Below are 15112 nucleotides of genomic sequence, written 5' to 3' on the forward strand. Positions count from 1 at the left end.
CGAATGTCTCACCCGACAGGTAACCGCGTCCCGCATTGTAGTTCCGCGCCGCCGACGAATTCGGATCCGGAATCTTTGTCATTCGATTAAGGAATGGGCCGCGTCATGCCGCACGTGTTCGGTCGCGGCGGCTACATTCGCCAGGACGCCTCACGAAAGGAGCCGCGACATGGCCGCAGGAGCCCGGACCGTGGGCTTCACCGGCATCTGCCTGGGGTATTTCGCGATCATCCTCGACGGCAGCGTGCTCAACATCGCGGTGCCCGCATTGCGCGACGACCTCAAGACGTCCCTGGCCTCGGTCCAGTGGGTGATCAACGCGTACACGCTCTGCCTCGCCGCGCTGCTGCTCACGGCGGGAGCCCTGGGTGACCGCTGGGGCCTGCGCCGGTGTTTCCTCTGGGGCACCACGATCTTCACCGCCGCCTCGCTGGCCTGCTCGCTCGCGCCGTCGGTGCACGTCCTCATCGCGGCCCGTGTGGTCCAGGGCGTGGGTGCGGCGGCGCTGCTGCCGGCGACGCTCGCGCTGATCCGCACGCTGTTCTCCGACGACGGCGAACGCGCCCGCGCCACGGCCATCTGGGTGTCCACCGGCGCGATCTCCACCGCGGTGGGACCGATGGTGGGCGGGCTGCTGATCGACGCGTTCGGCTGGCGCAGCATCTTCCTGATCAACCTGCCCATCGGCGTCGCCGCGATCCTGCTCGCCCGGGCCGGGATCACGGAGGCGCCGCGGCACGAGCGCAAGGTCGACCACGCCGGGCAGCTCACGGCCGTGGCCGCGCTGGGGCTGATCACCGCGGGCGTGATCGTGAGCGGCAGCGCCGGCTGGAGCTCCCCGCTCAGCCTCGGCCTGCTGGCCGGCGGCCTCCTGTCCGCCGCCGCGTTCTGGCTGGTCGAACGTCGTGTCGCGCAGCCGATGCTGCCGAGAGGATTCTTCTCGGTCCGGGTGCGCTCGGTCGCGGTGGCGAGCGCGGCGTTCATGGGGTTCCTCTTCTACGGCACGCTTTTCGTGATGTCGCTGTACTTCCAGCAGGTCCGCGGGTGGTCGGCGGGCGAGGCCGGGATCGCGCTCCTGCCGCTCACGGTCGGGTCGACGATCGGCTCGCTCGTGCTTTACCGGCCGCTGTCCCGGCGGTTCGGCAACCCCGTGGCGCTGCTGACCGGCTTCGCCTGCTGCGCGTCCGGCGTCGCGGTGCTGCTGATCTTCACCGGGGCCACGGCGTACGTGCCGGTCGCCGTCGGCCTGCTGCTGGTCGGGGTGTCGAGCACGATCGCGTTCTCCGCGCTCACGTCGCTGCTGGTGCCGAGCGTGCCGGTCAGCCAGTCGGGGGTCGCGTCCGGCGTGCAGAACACGAGCCGGCAGTCGGGTGCCCTGATGTCGGTGTCGGTGCTGGGCGCGATCCTGAACACGGCGGCGTTCACAGCGCGGCTGCCGATCGCGCTGAGCGTGCTCGCCGCGGTGGTCGTGCTCGCGCTCGCCGCGGCCGGGTTCGCGACGCGGCCGGCCCGTTGAACCGTTGTCCGTTCGGCTACCGAAATCGGTCTGTACGACCAAGATCGGCGCGGGGCCGGTTCACCCGGCGGGGCCGCCGGGTAGCCAGGTGCCGACCCGGACGAAGGGAAGTTCTCATGTCGGCTGGCACTCGGTGGCACGTGATCCCGCGAACCGCGGGGCTGTGCGTGCTCTGGCTCCTCATCGGACTCGCGCTGGCCGTCCAGGCCGTGCTGGTGCTCGGCACGAGCACGGTCGGCCAGCCCGCGCTGGAAGTCGTCGTGGCCGTGCTGGGCTTGATCCTGGTGGGGTGCTCGATCGCCGGGCTGGTGTCCCCGCGCCTGCGCGGCCGGTGAGCTACTGGTCGAGCACGACGTCGGTCTCCGGCCGGGCGCGGCAGACGAGGATCCGCCCGGCCGAGGGCGGTTCGAGTGGCGCCGGGTCGTACGTCGTCGTCCCGGCGAGCAGTGGGGTGTCGCAGGTGTGGCAGACGCCGCTGCGGCAGGCCCAGCGCGTGGGCACAGCACAGGCTTCGGCCAGCTCCAGCAGGGCTTTTCCCGTCGTCGCGCCACCGGACCGTGAGGCCGCTACGGGCGAAGGTGACGGCGGGACCGGTTCCGGGAGGGCCGTCCGGCTGGTGCGGCGCGACGGTGACAGCTCCGCGCACGCCGGGGTTGATCGCGGCGAGGGCACCGAAGAGCTCCGTGTGGACGTCGGCGCAACCCCGGGCGAACAGGGCTTCGCGGACGTCGTCCATGAAAGCCCGCGGGCCGCAGACGTACGCGGTGGCGTCGGCCGGCAGGGCGAGCTCCTTCAGCGTCCGACCGGTCACGCGCCGTCCGTCGGCGCCGGATTCCGGCCGGGTGTGGAAGAAGTGCACGTGACTCTTCGGCAGCTTTGCGAGCAGGCCGCGGACTTCGAGCTCGAACGCCTGGTCCGCCGTGTTCCGGGCCGTCTGGATCCACCAGACCTCGCGATCGGGCTCCTCGGCAGCGAGCTGGTGCAGCATCGCCAGCACGGGGGTGACGCCGACGCCGGCGGACAGCAGCACGACCGGGCCGGAACCCGGCTCCAGCACGAAGTCGCCGCGCGGCGCGGCCACGTCGAGGGTGTCGCCAGCCTTCAGCACGTCGTGCACGTAGGTGCACGCGGCGCCGTCGCGCTTCACGCTGATGCGGTAGCCCTCGGTCGTCGAGAGCGAATAGCTGCGGACCAGCGGCGTTCCGTCGGCGCCGGACAGCCGGACGGTGAGGTACTGGCCGGGCCGCGCGGCCGGGAGCGTCTCGCCGGGCGCGTCGAGGTACACGGACATAATGGTCGCGCTCTCGCGTACGAGCCTCGCCACCGTGAGCGGCCGGAACCCGGTCCAGCCCGGGCCCGCGGGCTTCTCGGCCGGGCTGAGCAGGTCCCGGAAAGACTGGCGCCAGCCGGGGCTGAGCGCGGGGAGGTCGACGGCGGATTCGAGGGCTTCGGTGGTGCGGTTCGGGGTGTAGAGCAGGGCGTCGACGTCGGCGACGGTCATCTTGTGCAGCCCGCGCCGCGTCCGCACGATCTCGTCGCCGGACCGCACGTGGCCCTCTTCGAGCACCCGGAAGTAGAACCCCGGCCGCCCGTGGGACACCAGCAGCGACGGCAGGTCCGGCTCGTTCAGGCGCATGCCGACGCGGAAGCACGTGACGCGCGGCTGCGTCACCTCGAACTCCGCCTCGCCGATGCGGTAGCGGTCGCCGACGCAGACCTCGTCGTCGGGCAGGCCGGTGACGGTGAAGTTCTCGCCGAACTGCCCGAATTCGTAGCTCTCGTGCCCGAAGTACGCCTGCCAGTACTCGATCGATTCCAGCTGGTAGAAGAAAACTGCCCGCTGCTCGCCGCCGTGGCCGTACGGGTCGCCCTGTCCGTCGCCGTCGACGTTGCGCCTCCGCACCATCCGGGGGCCGCTGACCGCGCTCTTCCAGATGCCGGTGTGGACGATCCTGCCGTTCCACTTGACCGACACCAGCGTTGGCACTCGGGCTCCTTCCTCGATGGCGCCAAACTACTGTGGGGCGCGTTTTCCCCGGAGCGGGGAAATGGTCACGTCACATGAAATTTTCGGAGGATCTTGTTAGATTTTCCGAATGACAACGCTGCGCGCCCTGGAATGTCTGGTCGCCCTCGTGGAAGAGGGCTCGGTGACGCGTGCCGCGGCCTCGTTGCAGATGTCGCAGCCCGCGCTGTCGCACCAGCTCGCCTCGCTCGAACGCGAGATCGGCACCCCGATGGTGCAGAAGATGGGCCGCGGCGTGCGGGTGACCGCGGCCGGCCACGCGGTCGCGGAAGAGGCGCGGGTGGCGTTGAAAGCGTCCGAACGCGCGGTGCGCGTGGGCCGCCAGATCGGCTCCGGCGGCGCGGGCCGGCTGCGGATCGCCTGCGCGGAGACGATGACGGCGTGGCTGCTCGTGCCGGTGCTGCGGCATTGGCGGGCACGCCGGTCCGAGGTGCTCATCGAGCTCAGCGAGCACACGAGTTCCGACCGGATGGTGGATCTCGTGGCCTCGGGCGAGGTCGATGTCGCCGTGGGGCCGCGGCCGTCCGAGACCGGTGAGCACCTCGAAGTGCTCGGTGAAGAAGAGGTGGTGGTCGTCGCGCCGGCGGGCCACCCGTTCGCCGAACGCCTGTCGGTGCCGTTCGCGGATCTCGCGGCGGAGCCGTTCGTCCACTTCGTGAGCGACAACGGGTTGTCGGTGTGGCTCGACCAGCTCGCCGCGGAGCACGGCGTGGTGCTGGATCCCGTGCTGCGGACCAGGAGTCCGCGCACTGCAGCGCAGCTCGCGGCCGCGGGAATGGGCGTGACGATCGTGCCCGTCTCCGCGCTGCCGGCTCGCCCGCCGGGTGTGGTGCGGCGGCTGGATCCCTTGGTGGAGCGGGAGATCGTGGTGGTGGTCGCGTCGCCGTCGGACTCGCTGGTCGAGCTGTTCGTGGGCGATCTGCGCCGGCGCGGGCTGCCGGGTGGCCGCCCCTCACGCGCGAACTGAGAGTGTGACGGAATTCTTTCGGTCTCCGCGACGCGGGTTTCGCACCGCCTGCCGCGGCTACCGTGGCGGTCGACCTGGTTGTCGACCGGGAACGCGAGGTGGGTTCGCGGGCGCGGACCGACACCGGACTCTCTTCTCCCGCAAGGATTCCCGCGGCTTCGTGCGGTCCGGCGCGCGTTCCCCCGAACACGGAAGAAGCGCGTACGTGGATCAGCTGCAGGCTTATGTACTCGACGTCGACGGGACCGACATCCAAGCGGAGGGCGCGCTGCTGCGCGAAGGTGGCTCGGCGGTGGTGGTGGAGCTGCCGGGCGGGGTCCGCGCCTGGGCGGTCGGCCACGCCGGCACGCTGAAGTCCCTGCTGACCGACAGCAGAGTGTCCAAGGACCCGCGGCAGCACTGGGCCGCGTGGAAGGAAGACCGCATCGCCGCCGACTGGCCGCTGCGGCTCTGGGTGTCGGTGCAGAACATGTTCACCGCCTACGGAAGCGACCACCGGCGGCTGCGCTCGCTGGTCGCGTCGGGCTTCACCGCGAAGCGGACGATGGAGCTCAAGCCGTGGGTCGAACGCATCACGGCGACGCTGCTCGACGAGGTGGCCTCACTGGGCCGGGCGAACGGTGTCGTCGACCTGCGGGCAGCTTTCGCGTATCAGCTGCCGGTGGAGGTCATCTGCCGGCTGTTCGGCGTGGACGACTCGCAGCGCGCCGGCCTGCGCAAGGTGGTGGACACCGTCTTCGACACGACGACCACCCCCGAAGCCGCGCAGGCCAACGCCGAGGACATGTACCGGATCCTCACGGGCCTGGCCGCGCAGAAGCGCGCGCAGCCCGGCGACGACGTGACGAGCGCGATCATCCAGGCCGACTCCGACCGCTTCGGCCGGCTCACCGACGCCGAGGTCGTCGACACGCTCATCCTCATGCTGACCGCCGGGCACGAGACGACCGTGAACCTGCTGGACCAGGCCGTGACGGCGATGCTTACGCACCCGGAGCAGCTCGCGCTCGTGCGGTCCGGCGAACGCACCTGGAGTGACGTCGTCGAGGAAACCCTGCGATGGCAAGCCCCCGTGGCGTACCTGCCGCTGCGGTACGCGGTAGCGGACATCGATCTGGGTGACGTCGTGATCCCCGAGGGGGACGCGATCCTCGCCGCCTACGCCGCGGCCGGGCGTGACGAGGCGGAGTACGGCGAGACCGCGGGCGAGTTCGACGTCACGCGCGGGGTGAAGCAGCACCTGGCGTTCGGGCACGGGATCCACCACTGCCTCGGTGCCCCGCTGGCGCGGCTCGAGGCGACGACGGCGTTGCGGATGTTGTTCGAGCGGTTCCCGGACCTGGCGTTCGCGGAGCCGTCGACGCGGTTGGTGCCGATGAGCTCGTTCCTGTCGAATGGTCACGCGGAGCTGCCGGTACGCCTGGGGCGCGACGCGTCTGTCTGACGGGCGGAGCGGTGGCCTCGATTCGGAGCGGAATCGAGGCCACCGTGGTGTTCTTTTGGCTCAGGTCAGGGGTTCGCCGCCGTCAACGCGCAGGGTCACGCCGGTCAGGACCGGGTTGGTCATCGCGAACAGTACGGCCAACGCGATGTCGTCGACGGTGCCGATGCGTCGGGCCGGGTTGTGCGTGCGGAAGTGTTCGAAGTAGGCGGCTTTGCCTTCTTCGCCCATGGCGTCCCAGATGCCGGTGTCGATGACGCCCGGGGAGATGGCGTTCACGCGGATCGGCGCGAGCTCCAGCGACAGCGAGCGCGTGAGGAAGTCGGCCGCGCCGTTGGTGATGGCGACGCCGAGGAAGCCGACCGCGGGCTTGAACGCGGCCACACCGGAGAAAAGTGTGAAGGAACCGCCTTCGGCGAGGTGCGGGGCGAAGTGCTTGGCCAGCATGACGGGCCCGATGACCTTGGTGTCGAACGAGCGGCGCAGCGCGTCGCGGTCCAGCTCTTCGAGGCGGCCGCGAGCTCGTGACGACGCCGTGGTGACGAGGTGGTCGACCGAGCCCAGGCGGTCGGCCAGTGCCGCGATGGACTTGTCGACGGTGACGTCGACCTCTTCGGCGCGGATGCCTTCGTCGTCGTAGGCCTGCTCCAACTTGGCCTTGTCTCGGCCCGCGACCACGACCTGGGCGCCCTCGGCACGTGCGGCGAGCGTGACTGCCCGGGCGATGCCGCTCGGTCGTCCGATGACCAGAACCGTGCGATTTTCCAGCGCTGTCTGCACGACCGTCCCTCCCGTGCTCCTCTGTGGACTCTTCCACCGTACGGTCGCGGCGCGCCGGGGAGCTATCGATGTTATGGCGGGTCAGATGAGGTTTTGCTCATGGATCTCTCGCAACCATTAGGTGGTGTTCCGGCCGTCGACCTTGATCAAATGGGTGACTAAAAGTCGGGACCTTGCGTCTGTTAACTAATGGGTATAGCGTCCTTATAGGCATTAGATGAGTGGCGGGTAGGACGGGAAGGACGGAGCCCGGCAAAAGCGGCGCGAAACATTCGCCGGCTCTCGCTCATGGGCAGAAAACTTTCATGAAGCGGGCCGAACCCCCGGCCTACGCTTCCTCGCGAGACTGTTCAAAGGAGACACGCTCATGTCCGAATCCCTCAAGGGGCGCAAGGTTCTCGTCGTCGGCCGCGGCAGTGGCATCGCGCGCGCCGTGGTGCTCGCGGTGCGCGCCGCCGGTGCGGAGGTCGTCGTCGCGGGTCGCGACGAGGAGAAGCTCAAGGGCGCCTACGACGATCCGGGTATCTCGGTCGAAACGGTCGACCTGACCGACGAGGCCAGCGTGGCCGCGCTCGCCGAGCGCCTTGGGCAGGTCGACCACGTCGTGTCCACGGCGTCGGCTCGCGCCCGTGGCCTGGTCGGCGACCTCGCCCAGGGCACGATCGCGCTTTCGTTCGAGACCAAGGTCATCGGGCCGATCCTGCTGGCGAAGCACCTGACCCCGAAGATGCCGGCCGACGGCTCGATGGTGCTCTTCTCCGGCGCGACGGCCCGCAAGCCGTCGATCGGGATGCTGGCCGTCGCCGCCACCAACGGTGCGGTCGACTCGCTCACCAAGGCGCTCGCGGTGGAGCTCGCGCCGATCCGCGTCAACGCCGTCTCGCCGGGCACGATCGACACCGGCGCGTACGACGCGCTCGGCGACGAGAAGAAGGCCGCGCTCTTCGCGCAGCGTTCGGCGAGCAACCCCGCGCGGCGGATCGGGACGTCGGAGGACATCGCCGACGCCGTGCTCTTCGCGCTGACCAACGGGTTCGTGACCGGGGTGTCGCTCGGCGTCGACGGTGGCGAGCCGCTGGTGTGATGCTGTCCTCAGTGGACGAAAGTTGACCGTGTACCTGCGCAATTCGGGTTACCACGAGGCGGCCTGGCGCGTGTCGGACACCGATCCGTGCGGGAGCAGGCCGGCGTGGCTCCGGTCGTGCCGAGGGGAACGAAACGATGAAGGGAGGTTCGTGATGCCATTACCGTGGTTGCTCGCTGCGCAGCCGGACATGTTCCGGGGCAAGTTCCTCGTGCCCGACGCGTTGCCGGATCGCCTGTCGTACCGCGAACCGCTGCGGCGCAGGCTGCGGGTGCGGTTCGCGGGGGAGTGGATCGCGGACAGCGAGGACGCGATTCTCCTGCACACGCCGGGGCGGTTCCCCGTCGCGTACTTCCCGGCCACGGACGTTCGCGTGGAGGTCCTGGAGTTCCGGCAGCGGACGACGCTGCACCCGGATCTCGGGAAGACGGCGTGGTTCGCCGTCCGCGTCGGGGACCGGGTTCACGAGGGTGCGGCCTGGCAGCACGTGCGTCCGCCCGCTCACGCCGCGGAGTTCGCGAACCTCGTCGCCTTCTCGTGGCGGGCCATGGACGGGTTCCAGGAAGAGGACGAACCCGTCACCGCTCACGCGGCGGACCCGTACCACCGCATCGACGTGCGGAACGCCTCGCGTGAGGTCCTGGTCGAAGTGGACGGACGGTTGGTCGCGAAGTCGCGCCGCTCGCGGGTGCTGTACGAATCGGACCGGGAGCCGCAGTGGTACTTGCCGCGCGCGGACGTCGACGAGACCGCGTTGTCCGAGGAGACCTTGCGGACTCGGTGTCCGTACAAGGGGGTCGCGACCTACTACGCCATCGGTGGTCGGTCCGGGGCCGCGTGGTCCTATGCGGACGCGCCGGCGGAGTCGGCGGCGGTCGCCGGGTTCGTCGCGTTCGACCCGAACAAGCTCGGGGTGTACGTCGAAGGCAAGCGGCTGCACCATACGCTCGGCCGGGGCGGAGCGAAGACGGGTCTGGATCGGGCGTTCGCTTCAGGACGCTGAGGTCGGAATGCCGAGGCCAGGATGTTCAGGTCGAGGCGCTGCGGCCGGAACGCCGTGGTCAGCGGCCTTCCGCGAACAGCCGTTCGCAATGGTCGAGGAACGCCTGCGCGCGATGTGTGAGCGGGCCCCCGGCCGGCCAGCCCATGATGACCGGCGTCGAAGGTGCCTTTTCGCGCAACGGAAGTGCGATCACTGCCAAGCCTTCGTAGGAATGCGACAGCGCGGGTTGCTGAACGGTCATCGAGTAGCCGAGACCGCGGGCGACAAGCGACCGCGCGAGTTCGAAAGTTCGCGCCCGATGGGTCGGCACCATCGCCAGATGTGCGGACTCGAACACCGCGCGGAAGTAGCGCTCGCTCGGCGGCACGTCGAGCAGGATGAAGGGCTCGTCGGCCAGCTCCCCGAGCGAGAGCGACTCGCGGCCGGCCAACCGGTGGTTGCCAGGCAGGAGGACCGCCGGCTGCTGGTCGTACAAGGTTCGGAAGGCGATCGCGGGGTAGACGTCCTGTTCGTAGAGGAACGCGATCTCACACCGCCCGTCGAGCAGGTGGTCCTGGATCTCGGGCAGGCTGCCCTCGACGAACCGCACCGAGACGTCCGGATGATCGTTTTCGAACGTCGCGATGGCGGCCGGCAGGTGGAAGGGCGCGATCGGGCCGTAGCAGCCGACGACCAGCGTGCCGCTCACGTGGCGGCCCAGGCCCCGGGCTTCCACGCCGAGGTCGCTCATGGCCCCGACCACCCGCCGCGCGTCGGCGAGTACCTGCTTGCCGGCCGCGGTGAGCGAAGCACCACGCCGGGGTGAACGGATCACCAGCCGCAGGCCCAGGGCACGTTCCACCTCTGTGAGGGCGAGCGAAATGGCGCCCTGCGAGACGTGGCAGCGCGTGGCCGCGGTGGTGAGCGAACCCGTTTCGGCGACGGCGATCAGGTATTCGAGCTGCCGGATCGTCACGTTCGGCAGATTCATGAGCTCAGCATATAACTGGGCTCAGCTCTTCAAGCTGGACTCGGTAATCGCTGGTTGGCAGTGTGGTCAGCGTGACTCAGACGCGGAAGCACCGATACCCGTTCGTGCCGTACGCCCCGCCGCGGCTGACCGTCGCCGAGGGGTTGCGCCGAGGCGCGGAGTTCCACCGGCACCTGGATCGGCGGCGGTCGGTGCGCTGGTTCTCGCCCGACCCCGTGCCGGTCGAGGCGATCGAGCTCGCGGTGCGCGCGGCGAACACCGCACCCAGCGGCGCGCACCAGCAACCGTGGACGTTCGTCGCCACACAGGATGTGGTAATGAAACACCAGATCCGGGTGGCCGCCGAACAGGAAGAGCAACGTTTCTACCGCGAGCGCGAGATCCCCGAGTGGCGCGCCGCGCTGGCACCCCTGGAAACAGACGAACACAAGGCGTTCCTGGAAGTCGCACCGTGGCTCGTGGTCGTGTTCGCGCAGAAACACCGGGTGTTGCCGAACGGACAGCTGCAGAAGACCTACTACGCGTCCGAGAGCGTCGGGATCGCCTGTGGTTTTTTCGTCGCCGCGCTGCACTCGATGGGGCTCACGACGTTGACGCACACACCGAACCCGATGGCGTTCCTCGGCCGGGTGCTGCACCGCCCGGCGACCGAGCGGCCGTACATCCTCTTCCCGGTGGGTTACCCGGCCGACGACTGCGAGGTCCCGGCCCTCACGCGGAAACCGCTGTCCGAAGCGCTGGTGTTCGTCGGCGACTGAGCTTTCAGGCGAGGGTGATCGGGTCGTCCAGGCGGAGCGTGCCCGGCCGCACGACCTCGGCGTACGCGCCTGCACACGGCATGGCCTTGCCGAGGCCGGCGACGTCGACGCGGTTGTCCGCCATCACCGCGCGCACCGCCTGCGGGTTGCGCGGCAGCGTGCCGTGGGCGAGCGACGGCACGGCGCACCGCGGAGTGGGCAACGTGACCCGCAGCCGCGCGCCCGTGCCCACCTCGCCGAACTGGATTTCCTTGCCCAGCCAGTGGTTCTCGACGAACGCGCCGGTGCCGGGCGGGGTCGCGATGACGAGGTTCGGCCGGTACCGGATGGCCTCGGTGTCGAGGTGATCCAGCGTCGCGGTGCTGATGAGGTGGATCGGGGAGTGGTCCACGAAGTTGTGGCCGGGCGTGCCCTGGCCGATCTGCAGCGTCTGCGCCGGGACTACAGCGCTCACGCCGTTGTCGAGCACGTCTTCCGGTGCCGGGCGCTCCACGGACGCGCCGTCGGGCCGGAGTCCGGACACCGTGATCGCGCGGCCCAGCAGGTCCGACAGGCGCGAGCCGGCTTCAGGGTCGTCGGCGGCCAGTTTGGTGCCGTCGGGGAAGGTGATGAACACGCGGCCGTCGGTCTCGGCCGCGAGCTCCAGGAGGCGGCGCCACAGGCGCGGGTGCTTCGCCGTCGCGACGAAGCCGGTGTCGGAGTCGATCACGGCGAGCGTGCGGTCGCCGTCGAGACCGGCGGCGTCGACTCGCGCTTCGGTGACTTCCTCGCCGAGCATCGATTTCACCGGGTAACGCCGCAGCGCGATTACACGCACGTCTGCCTCCTCAGGGCTGTTCGGAACCGGACACGGGATGGTGGACAGCTGACGCGGTCGACGCGATGAGCACCCGCGCGGCGCGGGCCGACGTGTTGTGCAGCCGGTGCGTGCGGCCGGAGTCGAACTGGATGGAGTCGCCGGCCTTGAGCGCGATCTCCTCGGCGCCCAGGAGCAGCACGACGGCGCCGGCGCGGACGTGGAGCCATTCCTCGCCGGTGTGGTGCACGGCGCCGGTTTCGGTGCCGGGCGGCAGTTCGAGCTCGACCACCGCGATGGTGGCGCGCGGCCCGCTGAGCACCTCGTAGCGGCCCTCGGCGTTTTCGTGCGCGACGCCATGGCCGGCGCGCACGAGGTGGTAGTCCTCGTCGGGCTGGTCGGCCACGAGCTTGCCGATCGAGATGCCGTACGTGCGCGCGAGCTGCAGGAGGCTGCCGATCGAGGGCTGCCGTTCCCCGCGTTCGAGGCGCGACAGGTGGGCGACGGAGATCCCCGTGAGCTCCGCGAGGTGGGTGAGCGTGAGCCCGCGATCCGTGCGCAGCTGCTGGAGCTTGCGCGCGACCAGCCGGTCGATGTCGCTGTCGTCACCCATGATCGGGCACCACCCGGTGGCCGGTCACGCGCCGGCCTGGCGGGTGCGCTGGTAGTGGCGGCGGGCCTTCATGCGGTTGCCGCACACGGCCATCGAGCACCAGCGGGCGGTGTTCGGCTTGCTGTGGTCGATGAGGAACCGGCGGCACTCCGGGTTCGCGCACGGCCGCAGCCGGCCGGGGCTGGCGTGGCGCAGCGTGTCCCAGGCCAGCACCGCGCGCGAGGCGGCCGCTCGGCCGGACACGGTGTCGAGGTCCCACTTAATGCCGCCGTCGTCGAAGACCGCGCGGTAGCTGAGGCCGTCGACGAAGTTGGCCAAGGCTTCCGGCTCCGCGTCGCCGCGCACGACGTCCTGCAGCGCCGAGCGCACGTCGACCAGCGCGCGCCACTCCTGCGCGGACGCCGGCTGCCCGTGGGCGGTGAGCCACTCGCGGCCGAGCTCGGCGTCGGCAAGCTCGTCGTGCGGCGTCCCGTCGAGCACCGGGGTGGTGTTCAGCAGGTCGAGCAGCAGCTTCTCGTCGGTCACGAGTTCAGACTAACCGGCAAACTCGGGGTTGACAAGTTAGGCAGACCCTGTTTGAGTTCTAACCATCAAACACAACGTTAGGAGTTAGCCATCATGACCGCTGTTCACCACCGCTACGCGACCGTCGACGGCCGGCAGCTCTTCTACCGCGAGGCCGGGCCCGCCGACGCCCCCGTGGTCGTGCTGCTGCACGGCTTCCCGACCAGCTCGTTCATGTTCCGGAACCTGATCCCGGCGCTGGCCGACCGCTACCACGTGATCGCGCCCGACCACCTCGGTTTCGGCCTGTCCGACGCGCCTTCGGCCGACGAGTTCGACTACACCTTCGACGCGCTGACGGACCTCACGGCCGGCCTGCTGCGCCAGCTCGACGTCACCCGCTACGCGATCTACGTGCAGGACTACGGCGCCCCCATCGGCTGGCGCCTCGCGCTCGCCAATCCCGACGCAATCACGGCGATCATCACCCAGAACGGCAACGGCTACGACGCCGGTTTCGTCGACGGCTTCTGGAAGACCGTGTGGGACTACCAGGCCGAGCAGAACGCCGAGACCGAGGCCAACATCCGCGGCGCGCTCAGCCTCGACCTGACGAAGTGGCAGTACGTCACCGGTGTCCCCGACGAGACGCTCGTCAGCCCCGACGCCTGGAACCACGACTTCGCGCTGCTTTCGCGCCCGGGCAACGACGAGATCCAGCTCGCGCTCTTCCGCGACTACGCCACCAATCCGCCGCTGTACCCCGCGCTGCACGAGTACCTGCGCAAGACCCAGCCGCCCGTCCTCGCGGTCTGGGGCAAGAACGACCCGATCTTCGGCCCGGACGGCGCCACCGCCTTCTCCACCGACGTGCCCCACGCCGAAATCCACCTCCTCGACGGCGGTCACTTCCTTCTCGAAAGCGCAGGCGACGAGGTCGCTGCCCATATTCGCGACTTCCTGGGCCGCGTGGCTTCGCCGCGCTGAGCTTTCCCTTGCAACGGGGGATTTCTCTCGCCGCCACCGGCCTTCCCCCAGGCGGCCCGCCCCTTCGCGACGCCATCCCCGCCGCGCAGGGTACGTGGGCCCGGCGGGCCGGCGCCCAGAGCCCGCACTCCGGGCGCCGGCCTGTGTCCGGCTTTGCGCGCGGAAGCCTCTACCCACAAGAAACTTTGCTTGGCCGCGGGCAGATCACCTCGCCGGTATGACAATCCCCGCTCTCTGGGGGCATGCCCATTCTATCGGCCACCTCCGACAAGATCGGCGCTCAAGCCGATCTCGGGCCGAGTTGTCCACAGCCCAAACGGGTGTGGACAACCCCTGGTCCAAGCGGCGCGCCCACGGCTCGGCCGCAAGAAACGCCGATGCACCGCGGCACGAAACCGCGGCACACCGGCGCCGACCGACCGGTCTCGCGAGTACACGGTCCCGCGCGGGAAGTCCCGCACCACAGGCTGCTTCGCCACCGTCACCCGCACACTTTGCGGCACGTACCCAGGAAATGGGCCGGAACCGCGAATGCGTGGAGTGCGACGGGTTCTGATTCGAACGCGGGCTGGTCGAAAAAACGCACCGCCGGGCCGTGGTGGTGTGGCTCGACGGTGAGCGGGGAAACTGCGCGGGGAACGTTGAACGGTGTCAGTCGAGCACGTCGGGTTCGGTTTCCACCACGAAGTCCGCCATGATGTCAAAGCTGTGGCGCGCCATGTTGGCGCTGCCGAACTGGCGGTGGGCCAGCGTCGCTTCCTCGTCCGTCATGACGCGCGGGTGCCTGCGGCGTCGGCGAGCAGCTGCATCTGGCACGCGCGGTCCATGGCGATGAACCACCACGCGGCCTCGGCCACGGACCGGCCGACGGTGAGCAGTCCGTGGTGGCGCAGGATTGCTGCGCGTTGTCCACCAAGACGTGTGGCAATCCGCTCACCTTCTGTTTTCTCCAGCACAAGACCCTTGTACTCGTCGAACAGGACATGATCACCGTAGAACGCGCAGGATTCCTGGATGATCGGATCGAGTTCTTTTCCGAGCGCGGCGAACGCACGGCCGAACACGCTGTGCGCATGGGCCACCGCCACGACGTCCGGGCGCGCCCGGTGCACCGAGGAGTGGATCCAGAACGCGGCCTTGTTCGTCCGCCGGGAACCCTCGGCGACCTTGCCGTTCTCGTCGATGAGCAGCAGGTCGCTGACCTTGATGCGGGAGAAGTGCACCGCGTACGGGTTGACCCAGAACCGGTCCGGGAACTCGGGATCGCGCACGGTGAGGTGCCCGGCGATCCCCTCGTCGAAGCCGTAGCGGGCGAACAGCCGCAACGCCACGGCGAGATCTCGTTTGCGCGCCGCGCGTTCGGCTTCGACCGTGCCCGCCTCCGCCGGCAGGTCGCCCAGGTCGAGCTGGTCGGCTGTGCCGGTCTCCGGTGCTTCGGTGGAAATGCTCACGCTCGTCCTCCTCGCCGGGGGTGTTCGCTCCCCGTCACTATGCCTGCGGTTTGCCTGAGAGGCAAACATCGTCTCCTCACTGGCAAATGGGAAAGCAGGCGGTGACGGGTCTCGGGGGACTCCGCCACCACCTGCCGGTGAGGGGGCGGAGCAGCTGGGGGAGGGCGAGCGGCTGCTCCGCGGTCACAGTGTGCGCCCGTCCGCGCGATTTGCCCC

General features: G+C 69.6%; 14 protein-coding genes and 1 pseudogene. 7 read left to right on the forward strand and 8 right to left on the reverse strand.

The window, feature by feature from the left end; all coding sequences use genetic code 11:
• The first annotated feature begins 169 nt into the window (after nucleotides 1-169).
• Entirely contained in the window at nucleotides 170-1516 is a 1347-nt protein-coding gene (locus tag AB0383_RS28000) for an MFS transporter (protein WP_366188951.1), read from the forward strand.
• A 336-nt stretch (nucleotides 1517-1852) separates the two neighbouring features.
• Here the strand turns inward: AB0383_RS28000 and AB0383_RS28005 are convergent, their stop codons facing one another.
• Both AB0383_RS28005 and AB0383_RS28010 read right to left on the reverse strand, forming a co-directional pair.
• Nucleotides 1853-2188 carry a 2Fe-2S iron-sulfur cluster-binding protein gene (locus AB0383_RS28005; RefSeq protein WP_366188967.1) on the reverse strand — a complete coding sequence of 112 codons (336 nt, stop codon included), beginning with the start codon at nucleotides 2186-2188 and terminating at the stop codon, nucleotides 1853-1855.
• Nucleotides 2189-2297: 109 nt separating this feature from the next.
• Nucleotides 2298-3422: pseudogene (locus AB0383_RS28010) on the reverse strand (MOSC domain-containing protein); the annotation flags it as partial.
• Nucleotides 3423-3612: 190 nt separating this feature from the next.
• Between AB0383_RS28010 and AB0383_RS28015 the strand changes: the two are divergent.
• Nucleotides 3613-4509 (forward strand): LysR family transcriptional regulator, encoded by an 897-nt coding sequence (locus tag AB0383_RS28015; protein WP_366188952.1) that lies wholly within the window; start codon nucleotides 3613-3615, stop codon nucleotides 4507-4509.
• Nucleotides 4510-4714: 205 nt separating this feature from the next.
• Entirely contained in the window at nucleotides 4715-5953 is a 1239-nt protein-coding gene (locus AB0383_RS28020) for a cytochrome P450 (protein WP_364187611.1), read from the forward strand.
• A 60-nt stretch (nucleotides 5954-6013) separates the two neighbouring features.
• Here AB0383_RS28020 and AB0383_RS28025 read toward each other — a convergent pair whose 3' ends face one another.
• A complete protein-coding gene (locus tag AB0383_RS28025) occupies nucleotides 6014-6730 on the reverse strand; it encodes an SDR family oxidoreductase (RefSeq protein WP_366188953.1) in 717 nt (238 codons plus the stop codon).
• 367 nt (nucleotides 6731-7097) lie between these two features.
• Here AB0383_RS28025 and AB0383_RS28030 point away from each other — a divergent pair, with 367 nt between their 5' ends.
• Nucleotides 7098-7814: an SDR family oxidoreductase gene (locus tag AB0383_RS28030; protein WP_364187616.1), complete on the forward strand. Its 717-nt coding sequence runs from the start codon at nucleotides 7098-7100 to the stop codon at nucleotides 7812-7814.
• A gap of 154 nt (nucleotides 7815-7968) precedes the next feature.
• Nucleotides 7969-8817, forward strand: coding sequence for a DUF427 domain-containing protein (locus AB0383_RS28035; protein ID WP_364187619.1), 849 nt, complete (start codon nucleotides 7969-7971; stop codon nucleotides 8815-8817).
• A gap of 58 nt (nucleotides 8818-8875) precedes the next feature.
• Here the strand turns inward: AB0383_RS28035 and AB0383_RS28040 are convergent, their stop codons facing one another.
• Entirely contained in the window at nucleotides 8876-9787 is a 912-nt protein-coding gene (locus AB0383_RS28040; protein ID WP_364187622.1) for a LysR family transcriptional regulator, read from the reverse strand.
• Between the two features lie 71 nt (nucleotides 9788-9858).
• Here AB0383_RS28040 and AB0383_RS28045 point away from each other — a divergent pair, with 71 nt between their 5' ends.
• On the forward strand, nucleotides 9859-10545 hold the full coding sequence (locus AB0383_RS28045; RefSeq protein ID WP_364187625.1) for a nitroreductase family protein: 687 nt from the start codon (nucleotides 9859-9861) through the stop codon (nucleotides 10543-10545).
• Between the two features lie 4 nt (nucleotides 10546-10549).
• On the opposite strand, the gene AB0383_RS28050 is transcribed toward AB0383_RS28045, so the two are convergent.
• From AB0383_RS28050 to AB0383_RS28060, 3 genes are read right to left on the reverse strand one after another with little or no spacing between them, the layout of a single operon-like run.
• Entirely contained in the window at nucleotides 10550-11362 is an 813-nt protein-coding gene (locus AB0383_RS28050) for an MOSC N-terminal beta barrel domain-containing protein (RefSeq protein WP_364187627.1), read from the reverse strand.
• A 10-nt stretch (nucleotides 11363-11372) separates the two neighbouring features.
• Nucleotides 11373-11954, reverse strand: coding sequence for a cupin domain-containing protein (locus tag AB0383_RS28055; RefSeq protein WP_366188954.1), 582 nt, complete (start codon nucleotides 11952-11954; stop codon nucleotides 11373-11375).
• A 24-nt stretch (nucleotides 11955-11978) separates the two neighbouring features.
• On the reverse strand, nucleotides 11979-12479 hold the full coding sequence (locus AB0383_RS28060; RefSeq protein ID WP_364187630.1) for a CGNR zinc finger domain-containing protein: 501 nt from the start codon (nucleotides 12477-12479) through the stop codon (nucleotides 11979-11981).
• A gap of 93 nt (nucleotides 12480-12572) precedes the next feature.
• On the opposite strand from AB0383_RS28060, the gene AB0383_RS28065 reads away from it, so the two are divergent.
• Nucleotides 12573-13445, forward strand: a complete 873-nt coding sequence (locus tag AB0383_RS28065) for an alpha/beta fold hydrolase (protein WP_366188955.1) — start codon at nucleotides 12573-12575, stop codon at nucleotides 13443-13445.
• A 767-nt stretch (nucleotides 13446-14212) separates the two neighbouring features.
• Here the strand turns inward: AB0383_RS28065 and AB0383_RS28070 are convergent.
• The gene (locus AB0383_RS28070; RefSeq protein ID WP_366188956.1) at nucleotides 14213-14896 is read right to left on the reverse strand and encodes a class II aldolase/adducin family protein; all 684 of its coding nucleotides are present in this window, start codon (nucleotides 14894-14896) and stop codon (nucleotides 14213-14215) included.
• Between the last annotated feature and the right edge of the window lie 216 nt (nucleotides 14897-15112).

The sequence above is a fragment of the Amycolatopsis sp. NPDC051373 genome, from assembly GCF_040689465.1.
GTDB lineage: Bacteria > Actinomycetota > Actinomycetes > Mycobacteriales > Pseudonocardiaceae > Amycolatopsis.

Excerpts from the sequence above, each read along its gene's own strand:
- AB0383_RS28055 (WP_366188954.1), bottom strand. The coding sequence starts at position 11,954 with ATGGGTGACGACAGCGACATCGACCGGCTGGTCGCGCGCAAGCTCCAG.
- AB0383_RS28000 (WP_366188951.1), top strand. The coding sequence starts at position 170 with ATGGCCGCAGGAGCCCGGACCGTGGGCTTCACCGGCATCTGCCTGGGG.
- AB0383_RS28035 (WP_364187619.1), top strand. The coding sequence starts at position 7,969 with ATGCCATTACCGTGGTTGCTCGCTGCGCAGCCGGACATGTTCCGGGGC.
- AB0383_RS28015 (WP_366188952.1), top strand. The coding sequence starts at position 3,613 with ATGACAACGCTGCGCGCCCTGGAATGTCTGGTCGCCCTCGTGGAAGAG.
- AB0383_RS28065 (WP_366188955.1), top strand. The coding sequence starts at position 12,573 with ATGACCGCTGTTCACCACCGCTACGCGACCGTCGACGGCCGGCAGCTC.
- AB0383_RS28030 (WP_364187616.1), top strand. The coding sequence starts at position 7,098 with ATGTCCGAATCCCTCAAGGGGCGCAAGGTTCTCGTCGTCGGCCGCGGC.
- AB0383_RS28040 (WP_364187622.1), bottom strand. The coding sequence starts at position 9,787 with ATGAATCTGCCGAACGTGACGATCCGGCAGCTCGAATACCTGATCGCC.